The organism is candidate division KSB1 bacterium (genome assembly GCA_022566355.1).
Taxonomy (GTDB): Bacteria; Zhuqueibacterota; JdFR-76; order JdFR-76; family DREG01; genus JADFJB01.
This window is the reverse complement of the sequence record JADFJB010000010.1, coordinates 24,680-45,634: the sequence shown is the minus strand read 5'-3', so window position 1 is coordinate 45,634 and position 20,955 is coordinate 24,680. Positions and strand designations below refer to the sequence as shown.

Below are 20,955 nucleotides of genomic sequence, written 5' to 3'. Positions count from 1 at the left end.
ACTTAAATGTTTCTCAATTAACTAACATTATTGAGTTTTTTTAAAGAAAAACCATAAGGATGAATAATGCTGCATAGTATGACCGGATTCGGTCGTGGAGAACATGTAAATGGAGAGATTCAGGCTACTGCTGAAGTTCGTTCGGTAAATAACCGTTTCCTCGACATTTCAATTCGTTTACCTCGTGAACTTTCCGATTTTGAACCTCAAGTGAAAGAGTTAATTCGAAGTAAAATTAATAGAGGAAAAATTAATGTATTTGTTTCTATTCAATCTCCACAATTGAATAATGGCAACATTAATTTAGACATTGATGCAGCAAAATCTTACAAGACGATGTTATCCAAATTAAATGAAGAATTAAAGATAGGTGGAGATATTCGCCTGGAACATCTCTTGAATTTTCCGGATATTTTTACAACTGAAAACGGTGGAGAGTTAGATGATCTCTTATGGAAGTGTGCTGAAGAAGCTATAGTTAAAGCAACTGCTGAAATGAACAAAATGCGTGCCCAGGAAGGGGAATTCCTCGCTGATGACCTGCTGCAAAGATTGGAGATTATTGAAAAATATCTCAAGGGAATTATGGCTTTTTCGAAAAAAAATGCACCTGAGCAACTAAAGGTTTTACAAAAGCGGCTTTCGGAATTATTGGATAACCCGGATTTAGATCGAACAAGATTGGAAACTGAAATCGCCCTCATTTCGGAACGCTTAGACGTAACGGAAGAATGTGTTCGATTTCAAAGCCATAATGCATTGTATAAAGAATTGATTTCTGGAAAACGTTTAGCAGGAAGAAGTTTAAATTTTTTGTTACAAGAAATGAATAGAGAGGCAAATACCATTGCCGCAAAAGCTAATCATGCTGAGATCTCTCACCGTGTGGTTTTTATCAAAGAAGAAGTCGAGAGACTTCGGGAACAAGTTCAGAATATAGAATAATTAATTAGGATTTTGATTAGAGAAAAGAGTATATGTCCAATAATTTAGGTTTTGGCAATGGTTTATTGGTTATAGTTTCTTCGCCGTCTGGTGGAGGTAAAACTTCCGTAATACATGAAGTGCGGCGACGAAACTCTAAATATGGCTATTCAATTTCAGCAACCACACGGCCTAGAAGGGAATCGGAAATAGATGGTTCTGATTACTATTTTATAACCGATAAACAATTTGACGAACATATTGAAAAGAAAAGTTTTGTCGAATGGGCTAATGTTCATGGATTTCGTTATGGCACTTTAAAAGAAACGATAGAAAAACAACTTAATGATGACAAAATCGTTTTGTTAGATATCGATGTAATTGGCGGTATGAATGTAAAAAAGCAATTTCCGGACAATTCATTTTTGATTTTTCTATATCCCCCATCGAAGCAAGAATTGGTACAACGCCTGGAAAAAAGAAATTCGGATTCAAAGGAAGATATTGAGAGAAGAATTGGCCGGTTGCCAATGGAAATGTCTCATGTTGATAAATATGATGTGAAAATTATTAATTACAAGTTTGATGAAACTGTTCAACTAGTTGAGCAGGAAATCAAGAAATATCAATCTAAATTGGAGGTTTAATTAATGGTCACGACGATTAAATTAGATGAATTAACAGCGAATACGATCACATTATACGAAGCGGTAATGGTAGTTGCAAAACGAGCACGACAAATAAATAATGAAGAGCGAGCTAAAATGGATCTTAATCTTGGTACGGATGAAGTTGAAGAGGAATTTGATGAGTTCCCATTGGAAATTCAAAGTCAAGTTTTTGATCGCAAAATTAAACCAACCAAACAAGCGATTAGGGAGTTAATTGAAGGAGAGATTAATATCACTCGTAGGGTTGATAAAGAAGAAGTTGAAGACGAAGAAGAAGAAAAGTAATTATTTTGAAAATGAGTGTATTAGCTAATAAAAAATTAATTATTGGCGTCACTGGTGGAATTGCAAGTTATAAAGTTTGTGATGTTATCCGGTCATTGAAAGAGCTTGGCGCTGACGTCCAAGTTATTATGACTGAGAGTGCAAACAAATTTGTCACGCCACTCACTTTCGAATCTCTTTCATACAACCCTGTATTAACCGAGATGTTTGCTGAAGATGAAAGGGTTGCCACTCGTCACATTGATATTGCAAGGGATTGCGATGCGCTTTTAATATGTCCGGCGACAGCAAATATGATTGGTAACGTAACACATGGTATTGCAGATGATTTATTATCAACGATTATAATGGTTGCTGGTGCAAAAAAAACCATTTTAGCACCGGCAATGAATACAGACATGTGGAATAATCCAATTGTTCAAAAAAATGTAAGTACACTAAAGGATTTAGGTTACGAATTTATAGAGCCTGAAATTGGATTGTTAGCCTGTCGAACGGAAGGAATTGGGAAACTAGCAGCCAATGAGCGTATCGTCTCAAAGGTAAAAATAAAACTTCTGCAAACCGAGGAATTTAAAAATAAACATTTTCTTATCACTGCCGGTCCTACTCAAGAAGCTATTGATCCGGTACGATTTCTAACAAATAATTCATCTGGGAAAATGGGGTTTTCTCTTGCAGAAGCTGCATTAAGCGGGGGAGCGGAAGTCACTTTGGTTTCTGGTCCTACATCGCTGAATCCTCCTGAAGACGCCGTTTTTAAATCTATACAGACAGCCGAGGAAATGAAGATAATTATTAACGATATTTATCCTACCTCAGATGTTTTGATAATGTCGGCTGCTGTCTCGGATTATAGACCTGTTGCAATTAGCTCAACAAAAATAAAAAAGAATAATAAAACCCTAAACATAGATTTGGAAAAAACCACAGATATTCTGGCTGAACTTTCAACCAAAAAGAACAATTGCGTTTTTGTAGGTTTTGCTGTTGAAACTGACAATATAATTGCAAACGCAAACGAAAAAATGCGTAAGAAAAACTTGGATATTATAGTTGTAAATAATCCACTGGTTGAAGGTGCTGGATTTGCAACAGATACCAATGTGGTTACAATTCTGACTCAATCTGGCGATGAAATCAGTCTACCCAAAATGAATAAATTTGAAATTGCCTTACACATTCTGGATGAAGTAGCTATTTTATTGGGATTAAGACCATCTAAATTTAAATCCGCAATTCAAGTTTAAGTTTTTAAAATGTCAATATCACAAAAAAATATTAATGGGTTGTTCGTTCGCTATCTGGAACAACAGAAAGATATGTTCGGAGATGGTTTTATCATGTCTACTAAACAACTCAATGCGATCGAACAAGCAATGCAACCACAAAATAGTTCACCTTTCAGTGAAAGTAATTCAGGCAAAATAACCCTTGTAGATTTTTATCATCAAATAAAAGAATGCCAGAAATGTTCTTTGGGAAAGACGAGAAAAAATTTTGTGTTTGGCAGTGGAAATCCAAACGCAGATGCCATGTTTATTGGTGAAGCTCCTGGTGCGGATGAGGACAGTGTCGGCAAACCTTTTGTTGGCAAAGCCGGGCAGTTGCTCACCAAAATGTTGGCGGCAATAAATTTCAATCGGGAAGATGTTTTTATTGCCAATATCTTAAAATGTCGTCCCCCGAATAATCGAGATCCACTTCCGGAAGAAGTTAATGAGTGTGAACCCTATTTACATCGACAAATTGAGCTTATTCAACCCAAAGTTATGATGGTGTTAGGTAGAATTTCAGGTCAAACCTTACTCAGGACTTCAGATTCTTTACGCGATTTGAGGGGCAAACTAAATTATTATTGTGACATCCCGATGATCGTTACATTTCATCCTGCTGCTTTGCTGAGAAATCCAAATTGGAAATACAATGCCTGGGATGACTTAAAGTATTTTAGGAAAGTGTATGATGTGATTTTGGCAGGAGATGATCCAAAGGATGTAATTTTTGAATCGAATTATAAGTAACCGGAAGTAATATGGCAGAAAAAAAACAGAAGAAAATGGATTTCACGGAATCTCATGAACCCAGCGATCGTATTCCACCTCAATCCATTGAGGCTGAAATGTCTGTTTTGGGTTCTATGTTTTTGGATCGTGAAGCTACCGGCAAAGCAATTGAAATTTTGGATGAGTCTGCATTTTATAAAGATATTCATCGAATAATTTATTTAGCTGCAATAAGCTTGTATGAAAAAAGCGAGCCGGTTGACATCATCACACTTACTGAAGAACTTACACGGCAAAAACAGTTGGAACAAATTGGGGGAAGTTATTATCTAACAGAATTAGCAGAATCAGTTCCTTCTGCTGCGAATGTCGAATATCATGCTAAAATTGTTTTAGAGAAATCCTTACTGCGAAAATTAATAAATGTTGGGAATAATATTTCATTAGAAGGCTATAGTCCTGAGAAAGAAGTTTTTGATATAATCGATAAAGCAGAACAGGCGATATTTAGCCTTGCGGAAAAACGCCTACAAAAAGGATTTTTAGATATCAACCCAATTATGCATGAAACATTCGAGCAGATCGAAAAACTGCATAGCAAAGAAGGTGGTATATCCGGAGTGGCTTCTGGATTTAAGAAACTGGATGAGATGACTGCGGGATTTCACAATTCGGAATTTATTGTTATCGCAGGTCGACCTTCAATGGGAAAAACAGCTTTAGCCCTTAATATTGCCCGTAATGCAGCATTAGACAACGATGTTTGTATAGGAATACTAAGCCTTGAAATGGCAAATTATCAGCTGGGTATGAGATTATTGTGCTCTGAGGCAAGAGTGAATGCACATAGTTTACGAACAGGAAAATTGTCAAAAAATGATTGGCCAAAATTGAGCGAAGCGGTTGGCAAATTATCTGCATCAAAGATTTTTATTGATGATTCTCCGAACTTGGGAATTCTTGAGATTCGCGCCAAGGCAAGGAGATTAAAAGTTGAGAAAAATCTAGGATTATTAATTATTGATTACTTGCAGCTTGTACAGGGACCCTCTTCAGAAGGCCGACAGCAAGAGATTTCAGCGATTTCACGGTCGTTAAAAGCCTTGGCCAAGGAATTGGATATTCCTGTAATAGCATTGTCACAGCTTTCACGTGCAGTTGAGCAAAGAGGGGGCGATAAACGCCCTGTACTTTCTGATCTTCGAGAATCCGGTGCTATTGAACAAGATGCCGATCTGGTCTTATTCATTTATCGTCCTGAAGTCTATAAGGACATATATGATGATGAAGGAAATTCACTTGAGGGAATTGCAGAAATCATCATCGGAAAACAGAGAAACGGACCTATAGGAACGGTCAAGCTTGCATTTATAGAGGATTATTCCAAATTTGAAAATTTGGATACGTATCATGATTTTGATATGACAGGTTAAAAAAAATAAATGTATTTGTATAGTTTAATTTATGCCTGAGACTAAACGAAAAAAATTCCAGGAATACCTTGAAGAAATAAAAGGCTTGGTTGGTAATAATATCACCAACCAGGATTTGCTAATGATCGATAAGGCATTCCATTTTGCCAGGAAGGCACATAAAGATCAGTTGCGACTCTCAGGTGATCCTTATTTTATTCATGTTCTTGAGGTTGGTAAGATCCTAGCAGAAATGGAAATGGACCCTGTAACCATTATTGCCGGTCTTTTACACGATGTCGTAGAAGATACCGGGATCACGACAAAGGAAGTTGAAGAAGAGTTTACATCTCAAATTGCCCAGTTAGTAGATGGGGTTACAAAAATCAGCGAATTGCATTTCAACAGTCTTGAAGATAAACAGGCTGAGAATTTTCGCAAAATGATATTTTCAATGATTCAGGATATTCGGGTCATCATGATAAAATTTGCTGACAGACTCCATAATATGCGCACCATCGAGCATATGCCAAAAATCAAACAAAAGCGAATCGCAATCGAAACGCGAGAAATTTATGCACCGTTGGCTCATCGATTGGGAATTGCACGAATTAAGTGGGAACTTGAAGATTTGGCTTTCAAGGTGCTTAATCCAAAAGCATATGATGATATTTCTCTTAAAATTAATGCCAAACGCAGGGAAAGAGAAGTTTACATCAAACAGATGACGGAACCGATCAAGAAAGAGTTAAAGAAGGTAAAGATCAAAGCTGATATTTCCGGCAGAGCCAAGCATTTGTTAAGTATCTATCGTAAAATAGAGATTCGCAATAAGCCATTTGAAGAGATATATGATCTTTTTGCCTTGCGAATTATCTTGAAAAAAGTTGATGACTGCTACTTTGCACTTGGAATAATCCATACTCTTTATACTCCGGTTCATGCCCGTTTTAAAGATTATATAGCAACTCCTAAATCCAACATGTACCAATCCATTCATACGACAGTTATAGGTCCGGAAGGAAGAATGGTGGAAATTCAAATTCGAACTGAAGAAATGCACAAAACATCAGAAGCCGGAATTGCTGCTCATTGGAAGTATAAAGAGGGTGTCGTTAAGGAAGATGAATTCGATAAGCAATTAATGTGGCTTCACCAAGTATTGGATTGGCAACGAGATGAGGGCGATCCTAAAGAATTCATGGAAGACTTAAAAGTTTCCCTTTTTCATGATGAAATTTTTGTATTTTCTCCAAAAGGAGATCTTTATAAGCTACCCCAAAATTCAACACCTGTAGATTTTGCTTTTACAGTTCATACGGACATTGGTATGAATTGTATTGGGGCTAAAGTTAACGGTCGGATTCTACCGCTAAACAACAGCCTCCGAAGTGGGGATTCCATTGAAATTATTACTTCAAAAAAACAATTACCAAATCCCGATTGGCTAAAGTTTGTAAAAACATCGAAAGCCCGAGGTAGAATAAAAAAATGGATGAAAGATTCCCTGTTAGAAGAAAGTATAAAACTTGGTAAAGAGCTTCTTGATCGAAATATAAAGAAATACAGCCTTAAAGTAAATGAAGAATTGCTGACAGATGTTGCTCAAAGTAAGGGTTTCTCAAAAATTGAATATCTTTATGCTGGACTGGGAAAAGGTGATACATCACTGCAGGGTGTTTTGGAAAAATTAGGAAAAAATAATTCCACTGATGTGAAGTCAGGTTCATTCCTCAAGAAATTTATCTCACGGTCCACCAAACAATCGGTAGTGCGAGTACAGGGATTGGATAATTTATTGATTTCCTTTGCAAAATGTTGTCAACCTGTTCCGGGGGACAATATTCTAGGTTTTATCACAAGAGGCCGGGGTATTGTGATTCACAGGTCTGATTGTGCCAATCTACTGGACTTATTTGATGATTCTGAAAGAAAAATTGAAGTGAAGTGGGATGTCGAAAATGATCAAAGATTTGTAGTCCGTTTAAATTTAGTAGGTGAAGATAGGAAGAGATTTTTAAGAGATGTTTCCGAAGCAATTGCGAGCTCGGATACAAACATTTTAAGTATGGATTTGACAACAGAAGATTCTTTTGTTAATGGTAGATTTATGGTAGAAGTCCGCAATCTTCAACATTTGACAAGAGTGATCAATAAAATTGACAAAGTCAAAGGTGTGATCCGAATCGAGAGATTAGATGGCGTGCAACATAACGTAGAATCAGAAGAGCAGCCATTGGTTATTTCAAATCTTAACCAAAGCAGAAATTAATTATAATGATCAGCAGAAACATAAAGCGAATATTAGCATTAGATTTTGGCAAGAAAAGAGTAGGAGTTGCTATCAGTGATCCGCTCAATATTACCGCACAACCATTGTCAACGATTGTTTACAAAAATGATATGGATTTATGGGTGAACTTAGATAAAGTCCAACAATCATTTAAAATATCTCATATTGTTTTAGGAAAACCGCTTAATATGGATGGCAGTAAAAGTGACTTTTGTAAAGAAGTTGAATCCTTTGGCAAACAACTAAAGAAGCGTTACTCGGTCCAGGTTGATTATTGGGATGAAAGATTGTCATCCCGGGTAGCAGAAAATACCCTTAAATTCAGTGGGAAAAGTCCAAGCCGGAATAAATCTACAGTAGATAAAATAGCGGCAATTTGGTTTTTACAAGGCTACATGGATCGATTGAATTCGAACTAGTTGATTGTACATATAATAAATTATTTAGTCATAGAGATTTGGTATTGAAAGTATCGGCTGACCCTAACGATGACAGTTAAACGGCCATCTCCAATGTGGATCCGTTTATATTTATGCCTTTTATTTGCGTTATCCTTAGGCCTTGCGTTTCCACCATTACAACTTGGATTCTTTGCTTATTGGGCATTTATTCCTCTATTTTATTTATTTGAATCTTGTTCATCTAAACAAGCATTGATATGGGGGTATTTAGCCGGTTTCATTTGGAACTTATTTGTCCTCTATTGGATTTATGTTGCGACTATTGTAGGACTTATTGGTGTGCTTCTTGTCTTGCCGTTATTCGTGATGATCTACGGTTGGTTTCATGTAATACTAAGAGAAAAACTTGGCCGTAAATCTATTTTTTTTATGCCGGCTATTTGGGTGGCTATCGAGTACTTCAGATCGCTAGGTTCCCTCGGTTTTCCGTGGACTGCCTTAGCCTACACCCAAACATTTTACACCGACTTAATTCAACATGCTGCATTATTTGGGGTGTTCGGTGTCTCTTTCTGGGTGTTGTGGATTAATATTATTTTGTTTATACTGATGAAGGAAAGACCACCCATCAAGAAAGCCTTCGCTCTGATCGGAGTATTGATTGGGTTATTCTTAATTCCGTATGTGTATGGTAAATTAACCATTCCAAAATCCGAAAATTTTGAAAACAACTTTCGAGTAGCATTGATTCAAGGTAATATCGATCCTTACTTAAAATGGAGTGAAGGTTTTGTTGATAGTAATATTGCGATCTATGATAGCTTGACAAATGCCGTATATTCGGAAGATGTGGATTTGGTTGTTTGGCCGGAAACTGCAACAGCCGTATTTGTGAGGAATAAACCGAAAGTATTAAAAAAACTTTACGAGTTGACAAACCGATTAAATGTGCCGATTTTGACAGGATCACCTGATTTTAGATACTTAGGTAACGGAAATTACGAAACCTATAATAGTGTTGTGCTGTTTCAACCAGGTGATGAAGAATTCCAAACATATAATAAAATGATACTGGTTCCTTTTGGTGAGAGGGTTCCCCTGGAGGATACATTTGAATTTTTAAATGAATTTTTAGAGAAGTTCAATATGGGTGCAGGAGACTTTACACCTGGCAAAAAATTGGATGTAATTAATGTTAATTTCAACCAAACAATAATGAAAATCGGCTGTCTCATCTGTTATGAATCTGTATTTCCCGGACATGTTAGAAAATTGGTAAAAATGGGCGCCCAACTATTAGTGATTGTTACAAATGACGGGTGGTATGGAAATTCCAGCGGCCCCTACCAACATGCACAAATTGCAGTTTTTCGTGCGATTGAGAACAGAACAAGTATCGCAAGATGCGCAAATACCGGTATTTCTTCTTTTATTGATCCTTATGGCAGAATTCTTGAAAAAAGTAAATATAATGAAATTTATTACTCAGCGATAGATTTGCCATTGCGCAATGAGTTTACAATTTATACCATCTATGGTGACTTTTTTGCGCTGCTAATGGTAGGAGTTAGTGGAGTGGCCACAGTTTTGGCATTTACCAGAAGAGGGATTTTTGTCTAAGATATTGATCATCATTTTTCTTACATTAGTTTGTACAACCGATATCGCAGCCCAAACAAAGGATTATTATTTTACGGTAAATTATGCGAAAGCCCGGCCTTTGGCAATGGGGGGTGCTTATATGGCCGTAGAAGGTGGATTGGCAACCATTTTCTTTAATCCTGCGTCATTCAGGCTATCAAGTGATAAACAGGGCATTCGAATTACCAGCTTTTTTAATCCTTTTGCAAGCGCCAGTCTATATTCTTATTATAAACGTGATTTAAAAAAGGGTATAAGCAATTCGGAATGGCGGAATATCGTTAAACTATTGCCAAGAGCTTTGGTTGTTTCAAGTTCAAATTGGGAATTTGTTATTTTAGGACATGAAGAATTAGAAACCCGAAGAGATATTCACAAGAACCAAAGATTTTTTGAAGCAGATAGTTTATTTATTTATTCTCTGCATTCCACACTCTTAAAAATTCGACTGGCAAATCAGGTATTTATAGGAGGCACATTGAGCTACTTCAATTCCCCCCAATCTTTAAGTTTCAATGAGCATGTCGGATTTAGCTATGGTATTTATTTACTTCCCTCCACCAAGCTTGGGGTTGGTGTTGTTTTTACGGATGTCCCGAATGATTTCAAAAATGTCTTCCTGGATTATAATCGTATTGAAGATGGAAGTGTAAATGTGGGAATTAGTTATAAACCAAATCCAAATAACAATATATCAATCGACGTACGGAATATTTCCGAAGAGGATAAACTGACTACAAGGGAGTGGCATTTTGGAGTTGAGCAAAGTTTTTGGGATCATATCGCCTTAAGGTCCGGGTATTTTCGTTCTCCAAAAGATAAAATAAATTATTTTTCATTTGGAGTTGGACTGTTAAATCTCAATTTCAGCAAGTATGGGGTAAAGAAATTTATAAATCCTCTAATGGCTTTAAATTATTCTATTTTGTTTGAAAATAATGGGGGAACGACAAACAGGTCTCATTTTTTATCGTTTAATTTGGGATTTTAAATGCGAATTCTTCTAGGTATATTAATCAATCTCATTTGTATCCATCTAGCTTCAACTGTAGCTAATACTAAAATCATGCAGGCTCAGGTCCCCCTTAACAATCAACAGTGGTTGGAAAATATTTTGGATTCGATTTTAACTAAAATGATAGATCACAACGTCTTAAAAGATGGAGAAGTTATTCAAATTGAAGTGATATCAATAGATTCAAGTTTTAATAATTACCAAAGAACTTTTTTAAGGCAAAAACTTCTATTCGGACTTAATGCTATATTATCGACGGAAAATTCAAAGGAATATATAGCGGATAAAAAATTGCTACTTAGATGGATAAAGTGGGATATTAATTATACGTTAACAAAAAAATATTTTTGGCAGAAGTCACAATATCTACGAAACTTAACTGCAGACTTTTTCGTTGAAATTGAGGATTTGAAATCAAAAGCTATCATCTTTGTTGAAAGGTTTAGATTTGATAAAAATGATACAATTAGTAAAAGTAAATTGAAAAGTATTCGAAATATTAATTTGCCATTTGCAATGGGTAATTTCACGGAAAAAAAAGGGATTATGGCTGGCTTGGTGGAACCATTATTTTTATTTGCGATTTCAGGAACTGTCGTTTATCTTTTTTACTCAATACGATCGCAATAATGAGCAGGCATATCAAGAAGGGAAATATATAAATAGTATGAAGTGTGGTTTAAGAAAGATGATTAAGTTTGTAATACTATTGATTTTGCTGACTAGTATAGCTTGCTCGTCTCATAAGTTTGCTTCTAATATGGCAATGGATGAGAGGTTTGAAGTAGCAATGAAATTATTAGAAAAGGGAGATTATTTGGGGGCGAAAACACAGTTTACCATTTTGGTGCTCAATTACCCGGGAACACAAATAGCAGATAAAGCGCAATTCTATTTAGCTGAAAGCCATTTTGGTCTGAAAGAGTATATTATTGCTGCTTCAGAATATGAGAAATTAGGTCGCAATTATCCGCAAAGTGATTTAGTCGATGACGCACAATATAAAATCGGATTGAGTTATTATAAGCTTTCTCCGGGATATGCTTTAGACCAAAATTATACAATACAGGCAGTCAAAGAATTCCAAACATTTCTGGAAGAATTTCCTACCAGTGATATCCGTCCGAAAGTTGAAGAGTTACTTACAACCTCGCGCAATAAATTGGCAAAAAAAGAATTTAAAGCTGCAAATCTGTATCGAAAAATGGGTCATTATAATGCGGCGATTATTTATTTCAATGAGTTCCTTAAGGTTTATTATGATACGGATTTTGCCGAAGAAGCGCTATTCAGAAAAGGCGAGAGTTTAAATAAGGTTGAGAATTGGGAAGAGGCGCAAAAAACTTTCGAAGAGTTTGTTAAGAAATATCCGGATAGCAAATATATCCCATTGGCTTATGATTCTCTAAATTTATTAAAGAGTAAAATTCCTACTAATGGCGGAAAATAAAAGCCATTTCTCTAGCTACCAATACTTATCATCCTTACCAAGCAATTTAATCAATGAAATATGGTTATTTTGGTGGAACGTTTGATCCAATCCACTTTGCGCATTTGTTGATTGCAGAGACAATTAAAGATTTATTACTGCTAGAAAAAGTGTGCTTTATCCCTGCTGGAAATCCACCTCATAAAGGAAACCAACAGATCACTTCCACAAACCATCGATTAGAGATGTTAAGCCTTGCAATACAAGATAATCCAAAATTTGAACTCTCTGAGATTGAAATAAAACAAAAAGAAAAATCCTATTCAGTTAATACCTTACGATTTCTAAATCAAAATATGAAAACGAAAAACATATTTTGGATTATCGGTTCCGATAACCTTCACATGATGCACACCTGGCGAGAGCCGGAAGAGATTTTCAAACTGTCCCAAGTCGTAGTGTACGAGCGAACAAATTATCCATTAGCTGATGCGCGTTCAGAGTATCGCGATCGTTCAATTATTTTAAACACACCAATCATCGATATCTCCGCTTCGGAAATTCGAAAAAAGGTTAATCGAAACCAATCTATCAGATATCTCGTTCCCAAAGATGTAGAAGTATACATTGAAAAAAATGAGCTTTATAAAAGCCAATAATTATTTTCCAGGTTTATTATAAATCAGGGGTTGTTTCTTTTGGAAAGATTCTGTTTATTTTTTTATGCTGTTTATTCATTTCAGAATTTTGATACTCAAAGCAATTTAATAAAATGAATGCACAATTGATTTCTTTTTCAAAATACTCTGCAACTGGGAATGATTTTATTATAATAGACGATCGCCTTTTGCAATTCCCGATCTCAAATAATCAATATATTAAAAAGCTTTGTACACGCAGATCTGGAATAGGTGCAGATGGATTGATCTTACTTCATAAAAGTGACAAATCAGATTTCAAAATGAGGTATTTTAATGCAGATGGAATCGAATCCGAGATGTGCGGTAACGGATCCAGGAGTATTGTGGCTTTCGCCAGGGAATTGGGAATCATTGAAAAGAGTACAAATTTCGACTCAATGCTTAGTTGCCATGAGGGGAAAATCGTTGGAAGCAATATCAGCGTTAAAATGAATGTACCCCAAAATCTTCTCTTAAACGAACCAATGATTCTGAATTTGGATTTTGAAGTTGGCGGTTATGTGGAAATTGGAGTGCCGCACTATATTCTTTATAGTCCAGAAATTACTTCTCTGGATGTTCAACGATTGGGTGAAAAAATAGCTCATAATGACCATTTTTCTAAAGGTACAAATGTAAATTTTGTTCAGTTAAAATCAAACAGTGAAATCGATTTAAGAACCTATGAACGAGGTGTAGAAGCCGAGACTCTAGCCTGTGGCACGGGTGCAACGGCTAGTGTTTTAATCACAGCAAAAATCCATCATTTAAAATCTCCCGTAAAAGTGAATGTCTTAGGAGGTTCATTAAATATAAATTTCGATGAGGGAATGACTGAATTTTGGCTAACCGGCACAGTTAATGAGATTTACCGTGGAGAAATTCAATTAAATCCATAACCTTAAAATTTGGGAGAAAGAGATGAGACGATATTTTGGCGTAGTATGTTTAGTCGTTAGTTTGATTTTACAATTTGGTTGTGGAAATAATGATCAAACAGAATCATCATTCAAAAAGATTGTAATTTCTTCAGTAGATGCACCTGCAGCGATTGGCCCGTATAGCCAGGCAATCCTTATTGGAAATACGCTTTATTGTTCTGGGCAAATTGCATTTGATGTGAAAACGGGTGAATTAATTCAGGATAACATCGAAGCAGAAACAAAGCAGGTATTAAGCAATTTAGGCGCTGTTTTAAAAGCTGCCGAAATGGATTACGATGATGTTGTAAAGGCAACGGTCTTCTTACAGGATTTGACTGATTACAATGCAGTTAACAGTGTTTATGCAGAATTTTTTGGTGATAAACCTCCGGCTAGAGAAGCGGTGGAAGTTGCAAGGTTGCCAAGAGATGCAAATGTTGAAATATCGTTGATTGCAGTAAAAAATATAAACTGATTTAGATAAAAAGAATCGAATAAAAAAGGCCCTTCATCAAAAAGGGCCTTTTTTGCTTTCAGCGAAAAGAGAGACAATCAAGTTCCCTCAATTTCATTCGGATACTAGTAAGATAAACTAATTCCTAAATTGAAATACCTTTGCAATCCGAAGAAAATTTCAGCATCATCCGCATCATGATCTCCATCGAAGCCATTGAAAGAACTATTGTCTAAAGCATCCTGGATGTACATTTTGTCGAATAAGTTGAAAATGTTCAAGTTAATCAGCGGTTTAATTCCACCGAAGCTGAACGGTAATTTGTATGAAGCATGGAGATCGACAACTGTGGCATTAGGAACCTTCCAGCTTTGAATTCCACGTTCATCAATATTTGTTCGATCGAAAGGATTCCAATTGGCATAGAAATCTCTGTAATTTCTTACAGTCAAACCAGTCTGAAATCCGGTATTTGTCATAATTGTAGCGCCGAGCACAATTTGTGTTTGGGGTGCATCACCAACCTTTAGATCGTTAACGTAGTAGTTAAAATTCTGGCTGGTTGGTCCGGATGGATCGCTAAAATCTTTATATTCACCGGAAGCGTCACCTGTATGCTTCCAATCGCCTAATGAAATTGCAGCGTCCAATCGGATATTTCGATTTGCTCGAAAACTTGATTCGATTTCAATTCCCTGGTGTAGAATATCCATACCGGTTAAGAAAATAAGAGCTTCAGAGCCATCAGCATTTGTAATACCTAGAGAATTGGACCTGTCTTTCCATGCGGTATGATAAGCGCTGAGTTTTGTGCTTAGTTTTCCTTCTAATAATCGGAAATTCACACCTGCTTCAAAGGAATCGAATTTCTCATTCTTTGGATCTTCGGCTTTAGTCCCAGCCGCATCACTGATCACATTATCGAAGATAGGCACTTTTTCAACATGGCCAAGGTTACCATAAATTTGAACAACATTAGATAAACGATAACTTATTCCACCCTTAAATTGGTATGCGCTAATATTGTCAGATTCTAAGACTAATTCGTTTCCGCCAACATTTGTGAAATGGTCGGTAAATTTATATTTAATCGTAGACCATCCAGCCATACCGTATGCACTAATTTTGTCAAAGCTGTATTCGGCCTGACCAAAGAAGCCCAACCAGTTAACATTATTGGTATTGTTATAGGCCACCTTATCACCGAGGCCTCTTTTCTGCTGTGCTTCTGTCGTCCAAAAATCTGAAGCTGTGGAACGGAAAAAATCTCCGCCAAGCAGATCACGAACTTCACGATAATGCTCGATCTCGGCAGTTCTCCAGTCGATACCACCAGTAACTTTGACAGCGTCCGAAAGATCATATTCCAATTTAGTGATGTTGCCAATTGTCCATTGGTTATTACGGCTATTTCGTAAGATGGCCAAGGATTCACCAGCTATTTTATCGCCGCCTTTTCGATCTAAAGTACCCCGGTTCATAGCTATATTTGCATCCCAGTCGGCAAATCGAGAAGGGCCGGAAAAGTCCCAAATAAATGCGCTTGAACCACTGGCAGTTCTATTGTTTAGAGTACCTGTACCACCACCTTTACCACCGGAATAATAAGTAATGGAGTAAAGCCCTAAATTGTCAGTAAGTCTTGAAAACCAATTTAAATTTATCTGTGGTTTATGGAAGAAGTTTTCTCTTTCGTTAAGAAAATTGGGATTGAAACGATCATGAGTGGTGCTTCCGTTCCAAGCTTGTTTCCCGGTATACGAAGAGCTTACCGGGCCCCAAGTTTCATTGTATTTACGGCCGGCTTCAGGAAACTTATCCAACGCGGCTGGATCGTAATCGTCTAAGCCTCTGGCATAACTATGGCTATAAGCGCCAATATTTTGAGCATATAGATTTTGGCCATGACGTTGGGGCGCTCCAATGGCATACAATTCCAACCTGTTATTTGTATTAACCTGGTAAGACGCCGCTAAATAGTAAGCCCAGGCATCGGTCCAGGTTTTGTCATTAATGCCATCACCGGTTTTGCGAACCACGGCAGCGGAAATAGCATATTTATTGTCCATTAATCCACTGTTAAATACTAGAGTAGTTTTAGTAAATCGATCATCATGCATATTAAATGTATTGCCAATTTCTTGCTTGATGGTAACTCCTCGTTCTAAAGCAGTCGGGTCAGTTAGGATATTCAAGGTGCCGCCTATCGAGGGTACGGCAAGATTATTCGCACTAAGGCCGCGTTGCACTTGAATAGAGGATGTGACATCCGCAATGCCATCCCAGTTAGACCAATAGAGCCAGCCATTTTCCATATCATTTGTCGGCACGCCGTTTATCAGGATGGCCACATTACGTTGGTTAAAACCTCTGACATTGATACGAGCATCACCGGCGCCGCCACCTGTTGCGGTTGCATAGACGCTTGGGGTGGTGTTTAACACCAATGGGATATCTCTGGAACCCAGATATTCTGCAATATGCGCTTTACTAACATCCGTAAAAGCAACTGGTGTCTCCCGTTCACGTGCTCGGTTTGAGGTAATCTGAATCGTCTTACCGGAAAGTATGGCTTCAGTCATGGCAAAATCTGCTGTAACCGTGGCGCCTTCCATAACGGCAACCATTTTTTCAGTTAAGCCATAACCAATAAAAGAAACTCTAACCGTATAATTTCCAGGCTTTAAACCGGTGATCGTAAAAATACCATCTTGATTTGTGATAGTACCTTTTGAAGTACCTTTTATTACTACGTTGGCTCCTGGCAGGGGATCCCCTGTTGTAGCGTCTGTTACTTTTCCTTTAATGGTTGCATCAGCAGCAAACAACGCCACAGGACACAAAACAATCAAAAGAAAAATAAGTAAAATTTTATATTGTTTGTTCATTTTACTTTACTCCTATTTATTATTTAATCCTTGCTATTCATATTGGATTAAGCAAATATACAACTAATGTAAAATTACATTTATGTTTAATAAACATAAAAAAGGAGAGTTTATACACTCCTAATGATTTGATGATATATGACAAAGAACATACTTAATTTGGTTATGAATAAAGCAAGAATATTACTTTGTTTATTGTTGCATTTAATTTGATTTATGAGTGTAAATTGTACTTGAAATAATTACTATTTGCTATGAGTAGCCGTGGAAATAAAATTAGGTATAGGTAAAATCGCTTATAATTTGGATCATTAAATTAAAGTATTTCCTATTAAAAAAAGGTTTATTTAATATTCCATTTATTGTTACTATTAAATTAAGTTATTGACAATATTTATTCGAATAAATGATCCCCTTGGTGATTTAAAACAAAAAAAAGGAGCGCAATGGCTCATCCAAACAAGGAACATGAATACTATATGTTGTTACTTTACTCATCGTATCCACTATTTATGCCTTCCAAAGATTTTTAGAGTATACATAATAATTAATAATAAATCAAGACTTTTAATCTATTATTAGCACAAAAATAAATTTTAGAATTTTGGTTGATTGTTAAGGTTGCAAAGTGTTACATCAGGAACAATTCTTACCGAAATACAAAAAAATTTAGGATAACATTACTTGATTAAGGGAGGAATAGCCAAAAAAAATTGATGATATTGTTATCAGCCCCCTTTTGAAGATTTTATTGAATGATTCCACAATTTTGTAGTAATAATTTTTATTGCTGAACACAACCGAAGCTTTACGTAAAACTCTATTTTCTCAAAGAAAATATCACTTCAATTAAGCTGGTCAATAAAGCCAGATCTGTTGTGATTTCTAATTTATTGCCAGCATTTTCCTTTTCTTCAAAAAACAATTTATATTCAACCGGTATAGATATACCTCGCCTGAAACATGCTGACCATTTTTTTCATTCCATCCCATTTTATGGAATAATTCTCAAACAACTCATTTTGTTTATTAGTAGTTAGTTTAGTAGTAATTCTTATTTGTTGTACCATGTATTGTATATTTTAAGAACAACGCGATGGTTTTTTTTAATGAGTAGTGGGAATCAGGCCGAATATAAAAGGCAGAAAAGTTTTCGTTTCATTTAACTCAATAAACGATGCAATTTACCATTGAAGTATTGGTTCCTCAATTTAATTAGATTGCTAAACTATTTTGAAATAAATTAATGGCACTGTATTTTAATTTCGTTATTGGGATTTGATTATTTAGATATAATGTTTGCCGAACCACAGATTCAACAAATATCATTTAACTTGAACGAAGACCCAGTTTCCGTTGAAGCTGATCTTAATGTCTCTTTGCTTGAAATCCTCCGGAACCAGTTTAATATTACCTCTCCCAAAAATGGTTGCAGCCCTTTGGGCCAATGTGGCTGTTGCGTGGTTCTCATTGATGGAAAAGCAATGGTCGCCTGTGTTGTGCCCATCAGTAAGGTTGCTGGAAAATCTGTCATTACACTTGAGGGATTTTCAGAAGAAAAACGAGAAGTTTGGAGTCATGCGTTTATGGCGAAGGCGGGTTTGCAGTGTGGTTTTTGCATTCCGGGGATCGTTGTAAGAGGGGAGTCCTTGTTATCTCAGAATCCTAATCCATCGCGAGAAGAAATAGCTAAGTCATTGAACCAGCATATCTGCCGATGTACTGGATTCGTCAAGATTATCGATGCCATCGAGACTGCAGGCAAAATGTTCCTGGGCGAAGCTCGTCCCGAACTCGATTATTCCGGCAAAGTTGGTTCCTCATTACCTCGCGTTTCAGCCGTCGAGTTAACGTTAGGAGATCGACTTTATATCGATGATATGAACGTTGAAGGTATGCTGTATGGAGCGCTATTATTTTCTCCCAGCCCCCGTGGTCTCTTGAAAAAGATCCATACAACCCGAGCTGAAAATCTACCAGGTGTTCATGCGGTGATCACTGCTAAAGACATACCAGGGGAGCGATACCAGGGTTTGATTACCAAAGATTGGCCGCAATTTGTTGCCGAAGGAGAAGAAACCCGTTGCGTGGGAGATATATTAGCAGCGGTTGCTGCAGAATCGGAAGCGATTGCTCGTGCTGCAGTTGCAGAGATCCAACTTGAATACAAAGAATTGCAACCCATCACAAATCCACATGACGCACTTAAGAAAGATGCATATCAAATCCATCCCGATGGGAATTTATTATCTAAATCTGTATTAAAGCGAGGCGATGCGGAAAAGGCTTTTGCAAATTCTGCACATGTGGTCAGCCATACTTTCCAAACCCAGATGATCGAGCATGCATTTCTTGAGCCGGAAAGTTGCCTGGCGATCCCTGAAAATGGCGCAGTGAATTTCTATAGCCAGGGCCAGGGAATTTTCGACGATCGTGCTCAAGTTGCTTCTATTCTTGGGCTAACAGAAGATCAGGTACAGGTTACACTTGTTCCCAATGGTGGCGCTTTTGGCGGTAAGGAAGATTTATCCATCCAAGGGCAAACAGCCGTACTGGCAATGGTTACAAATCGTCCTGTTAAAACAACCTTATCCAGAATGGAAAGTATTCGATTCCATCCCAAACGGCATCCTATAGAAATGGAATATAAAGTCGGCTGTGATGAAGATGGCCATATTACGGCTGTTTTCGCAAGAATGATCGGCGATAAAGGCGCTTATGCATCGGTTGGTGCCAAGGTGTTAGAGCGTGCGGCCGGCCATGGCTGCGGCCCTTATAAAGTTCCCAATGTTGATATTGAGTCACTTGCGGTCTATACAAATAATCCACCATGCGGCGCCATGCGAGGATTCGGCGCCAATCAAGCTGCATTTGGTATTGAAAGCATGTTGGATATTTTGGCGGAAAAGCTTGGTATCGATGGTTGGGAAATACGCTGGCGCAATGTTCTGGATGTAGGAGATATGTTTAGCACTGGGCAAGTATTAAAAAAATCAGTGGGAATGAAGAAAACGTTATTGGCTGTAAAGGATCAGTATCGTAATGCAAAATACGCTGGGATTGCATGCGGCATCAAAAATGTTGGTATTGGAAATGGCATGCCTGAAAGTGGTCAGGCACATATTGTCATTGAAGAGGATGAATCTATCACCATTTACTCTGGCTTTACTGAAATGGGTCAAGGTTTGTTGACGATTATGGTGCAAGTACTGTGTGAAGTAACCGGCATCGATCCACGTAAAGTAAGAGTGAAAATTGATACTTCAAAACCTGTTCCCTGCGGAATGACCACCGCTTCTCGAGGGAGCTTGTTGGCGGGTAATGCGGTTAAAATGGCTGCTGAAAAATTACGAAAAGATATGGAAACTGCTAATCTAAAGGAACTGGTTGGCAGGGAATATATCGGCGAAGTAGTCGATGATAAAACCACTAAAATAGATGACATGTCGCAAGAACAACGAACGCATATTACCTATGGATTTGCCACCCAGGTTGTAATATTGGATGATGATGGTAAACTTCAGAAAGTCATTGCCGCTCATGATGTAGGAAAAGCCTTAAATCCGCAACTACTTGAAGGCCAAATTGAAGGTTCTATCCATATGGGCCTGGGATATGCCTTAACCGAGGAACTTCGATTAGAAAATGGTGCTCCGCAAAAGTATGATTTACGTTCGCTACATATTTTGCGGGCGAAGGATATGCCAGAGGTCGAAGTGATCGTTATCGAAGAACACGAGCCGGAAGGACCTTTTGGCGCGAAAGGAGTAGGGGAGATCGGCCTGGTGCCAACCGCACCTGCCGTTGCAGCAGCACTTCATAAATTTGACGGCATTCGCCGGTTTTCATTGCCAATGAAGGATTCGCCTGCTGCAAGAGCGATCATTGGCAATCGAAAAATCGCGTAATGGCTATTTTAACAATCTTAGATAA

General features: G+C 37.3%; 17 protein-coding genes. 16 read left to right on the top strand and 1 reads right to left on the bottom strand.

The annotated features are described in order from the left end of the window. The first annotated feature begins 66 nt into the window (after window positions 1–66). From IIC38_03475 to IIC38_03405, 15 genes are all read left to right on the top strand, one after another. The gene (locus IIC38_03475; protein ID MCH8125009.1) at window positions 67–945 is read left to right on the top strand and encodes a YicC family protein; all 879 of its coding nucleotides are present in this window, start codon (window positions 67–69) and stop codon (window positions 943–945) included. A gap of 32 nt (window positions 946–977) precedes the next feature. Further along, a complete protein-coding gene (gene gmk / locus IIC38_03470) occupies window positions 978–1,571 on the top strand; it encodes a guanylate kinase (protein ID MCH8125008.1) in 594 nt (197 codons plus the stop codon). A gap of 3 nt (window positions 1,572–1,574) precedes the next feature. Next, the gene (locus IIC38_03465; GenBank protein ID MCH8125007.1) at window positions 1,575–1,880 is read left to right on the top strand and encodes a DNA-directed RNA polymerase subunit omega; all 306 of its coding nucleotides are present in this window, start codon (window positions 1,575–1,577) and stop codon (window positions 1,878–1,880) included. Window positions 1,881–1,891: 11 nt separating this feature from the next. Beyond that, on the top strand, window positions 1,892–3,130 hold the full coding sequence (coaBC, locus tag IIC38_03460; protein ID MCH8125006.1) for a bifunctional phosphopantothenoylcysteine decarboxylase/phosphopantothenate--cysteine ligase CoaBC: 1,239 nt from the start codon (window positions 1,892–1,894) through the stop codon (window positions 3,128–3,130). A 9-nt stretch (window positions 3,131–3,139) separates the two neighbouring features. After that, a complete protein-coding gene (locus tag IIC38_03455) occupies window positions 3,140–3,904 on the top strand; it encodes a uracil-DNA glycosylase (protein MCH8125005.1) in 765 nt (254 codons plus the stop codon). Window positions 3,905–3,939: 35 nt separating this feature from the next. Beyond that, window positions 3,940–5,319: a replicative DNA helicase gene (dnaB, locus tag IIC38_03450; protein MCH8125004.1), complete on the top strand. Its 1,380-nt coding sequence runs from the start codon at window positions 3,940–3,942 to the stop codon at window positions 5,317–5,319. A 31-nt stretch (window positions 5,320–5,350) separates the two neighbouring features. Next, window positions 5,351–7,570 carry a bifunctional (p)ppGpp synthetase/guanosine-3',5'-bis(diphosphate) 3'-pyrophosphohydrolase gene (locus IIC38_03445; protein MCH8125003.1) on the top strand — a complete coding sequence of 740 codons (2,220 nt, stop codon included), beginning with the start codon at window positions 5,351–5,353 and terminating at the stop codon, window positions 7,568–7,570. A 5-nt stretch (window positions 7,571–7,575) separates the two neighbouring features. Further along, window positions 7,576–8,010 carry a Holliday junction resolvase RuvX gene (gene ruvX, locus IIC38_03440; protein ID MCH8125002.1) on the top strand — a complete coding sequence of 145 codons (435 nt, stop codon included), beginning with the start codon at window positions 7,576–7,578 and terminating at the stop codon, window positions 8,008–8,010. A gap of 69 nt (window positions 8,011–8,079) precedes the next feature. Next, the gene (lnt, locus tag IIC38_03435; protein MCH8125001.1) at window positions 8,080–9,612 is read left to right on the top strand and encodes an apolipoprotein N-acyltransferase; all 1,533 of its coding nucleotides are present in this window, start codon (window positions 8,080–8,082) and stop codon (window positions 9,610–9,612) included. Then, the gene (locus tag IIC38_03430; GenBank protein MCH8125000.1) at window positions 9,605–10,624 is read left to right on the top strand and encodes a hypothetical protein; all 1,020 of its coding nucleotides are present in this window, start codon (window positions 9,605–9,607) and stop codon (window positions 10,622–10,624) included. The genes lnt and IIC38_03430 overlap by 8 nt, the downstream gene beginning before the upstream one ends. Continuing rightward, window positions 10,625–11,278, top strand: a complete 654-nt coding sequence (locus tag IIC38_03425) for a hypothetical protein (GenBank protein MCH8124999.1) — start codon at window positions 10,625–10,627, stop codon at window positions 11,276–11,278. A gap of 58 nt (window positions 11,279–11,336) precedes the next feature. Next, window positions 11,337–12,098, top strand: coding sequence for an outer membrane protein assembly factor BamD (gene bamD, locus IIC38_03420; protein MCH8124998.1), 762 nt, complete (start codon window positions 11,337–11,339; stop codon window positions 12,096–12,098). 53 nt (window positions 12,099–12,151) lie between these two features. Beyond that, window positions 12,152–12,736 (top strand): nicotinate-nucleotide adenylyltransferase, encoded by a 585-nt coding sequence (locus tag IIC38_03415; protein ID MCH8124997.1) that lies wholly within the window; start codon window positions 12,152–12,154, stop codon window positions 12,734–12,736. Between the two features lie 113 nt (window positions 12,737–12,849). Continuing rightward, on the top strand, window positions 12,850–13,656 hold the full coding sequence (locus IIC38_03410; GenBank protein ID MCH8124996.1) for a diaminopimelate epimerase: 807 nt from the start codon (window positions 12,850–12,852) through the stop codon (window positions 13,654–13,656). A gap of 22 nt (window positions 13,657–13,678) precedes the next feature. Further along, the gene (locus tag IIC38_03405) at window positions 13,679–14,155 is read left to right on the top strand and encodes a RidA family protein (GenBank protein ID MCH8124995.1); all 477 of its coding nucleotides are present in this window, start codon (window positions 13,679–13,681) and stop codon (window positions 14,153–14,155) included. Between the two features lie 104 nt (window positions 14,156–14,259). Here the strand turns inward: IIC38_03405 and IIC38_03400 are convergent, their stop codons facing one another. Next, window positions 14,260–17,022, bottom strand: coding sequence for a TonB-dependent receptor (locus IIC38_03400; GenBank protein ID MCH8124994.1), 2,763 nt, complete (start codon window positions 17,020–17,022; stop codon window positions 14,260–14,262). Window positions 17,023–18,335: 1,313 nt separating this feature from the next. Between IIC38_03400 and xdh the strand changes: the two genes are divergently transcribed. Then, the gene (gene xdh / locus IIC38_03395) at window positions 18,336–20,930 is read left to right on the top strand and encodes a selenium-dependent xanthine dehydrogenase (GenBank protein ID MCH8124993.1); all 2,595 of its coding nucleotides are present in this window, start codon (window positions 18,336–18,338) and stop codon (window positions 20,928–20,930) included. The last annotated feature ends 25 nt before the right edge of the window (window positions 20,931–20,955 follow it).

What these genes read in the sequence shown, in the direction of transcription:
- gmk (MCH8125008.1), top strand. Translation starts at nt 978, where the DNA reads ATGTCCAATAATTTAGGTTTTGGCAATGGTTTATTGGTTATAGTTTCT.
- ruvX (MCH8125002.1), top strand. Translation starts at nt 7,576, where the DNA reads ATGATCAGCAGAAACATAAAGCGAATATTAGCATTAGATTTTGGCAAG.
- coaBC (MCH8125006.1), top strand. Translation starts at nt 1,892, where the DNA reads ATGAGTGTATTAGCTAATAAAAAATTAATTATTGGCGTCACTGGTGGA.
- IIC38_03465 (MCH8125007.1), top strand. Translation starts at nt 1,575, where the DNA reads ATGGTCACGACGATTAAATTAGATGAATTAACAGCGAATACGATCACA.
- lnt (MCH8125001.1), top strand. Translation starts at nt 8,080, where the DNA reads ATGACAGTTAAACGGCCATCTCCAATGTGGATCCGTTTATATTTATGC.
- IIC38_03405 (MCH8124995.1), top strand. Translation starts at nt 13,679, where the DNA reads ATGAGACGATATTTTGGCGTAGTATGTTTAGTCGTTAGTTTGATTTTA.
- IIC38_03455 (MCH8125005.1), top strand. Translation starts at nt 3,140, where the DNA reads ATGTCAATATCACAAAAAAATATTAATGGGTTGTTCGTTCGCTATCTG.
- dnaB (MCH8125004.1), top strand. Translation starts at nt 3,940, where the DNA reads ATGGATTTCACGGAATCTCATGAACCCAGCGATCGTATTCCACCTCAA.
- IIC38_03445 (MCH8125003.1), top strand. Translation starts at nt 5,351, where the DNA reads ATGCCTGAGACTAAACGAAAAAAATTCCAGGAATACCTTGAAGAAATA.
- IIC38_03415 (MCH8124997.1), top strand. Translation starts at nt 12,152, where the DNA reads ATGAAATATGGTTATTTTGGTGGAACGTTTGATCCAATCCACTTTGCG.
- IIC38_03410 (MCH8124996.1), top strand. Translation starts at nt 12,850, where the DNA reads ATGAATGCACAATTGATTTCTTTTTCAAAATACTCTGCAACTGGGAAT.
- bamD (MCH8124998.1), top strand. Translation starts at nt 11,337, where the DNA reads ATGATTAAGTTTGTAATACTATTGATTTTGCTGACTAGTATAGCTTGC.
- IIC38_03400 (MCH8124994.1), bottom strand. Translation starts at nt 17,022, where the DNA reads ATGAACAAACAATATAAAATTTTACTTATTTTTCTTTTGATTGTTTTG.
- IIC38_03475 (MCH8125009.1), top strand. Translation starts at nt 67, where the DNA reads ATGCTGCATAGTATGACCGGATTCGGTCGTGGAGAACATGTAAATGGA.
- IIC38_03425 (MCH8124999.1), top strand. Translation starts at nt 10,625, where the DNA reads ATGCGAATTCTTCTAGGTATATTAATCAATCTCATTTGTATCCATCTA.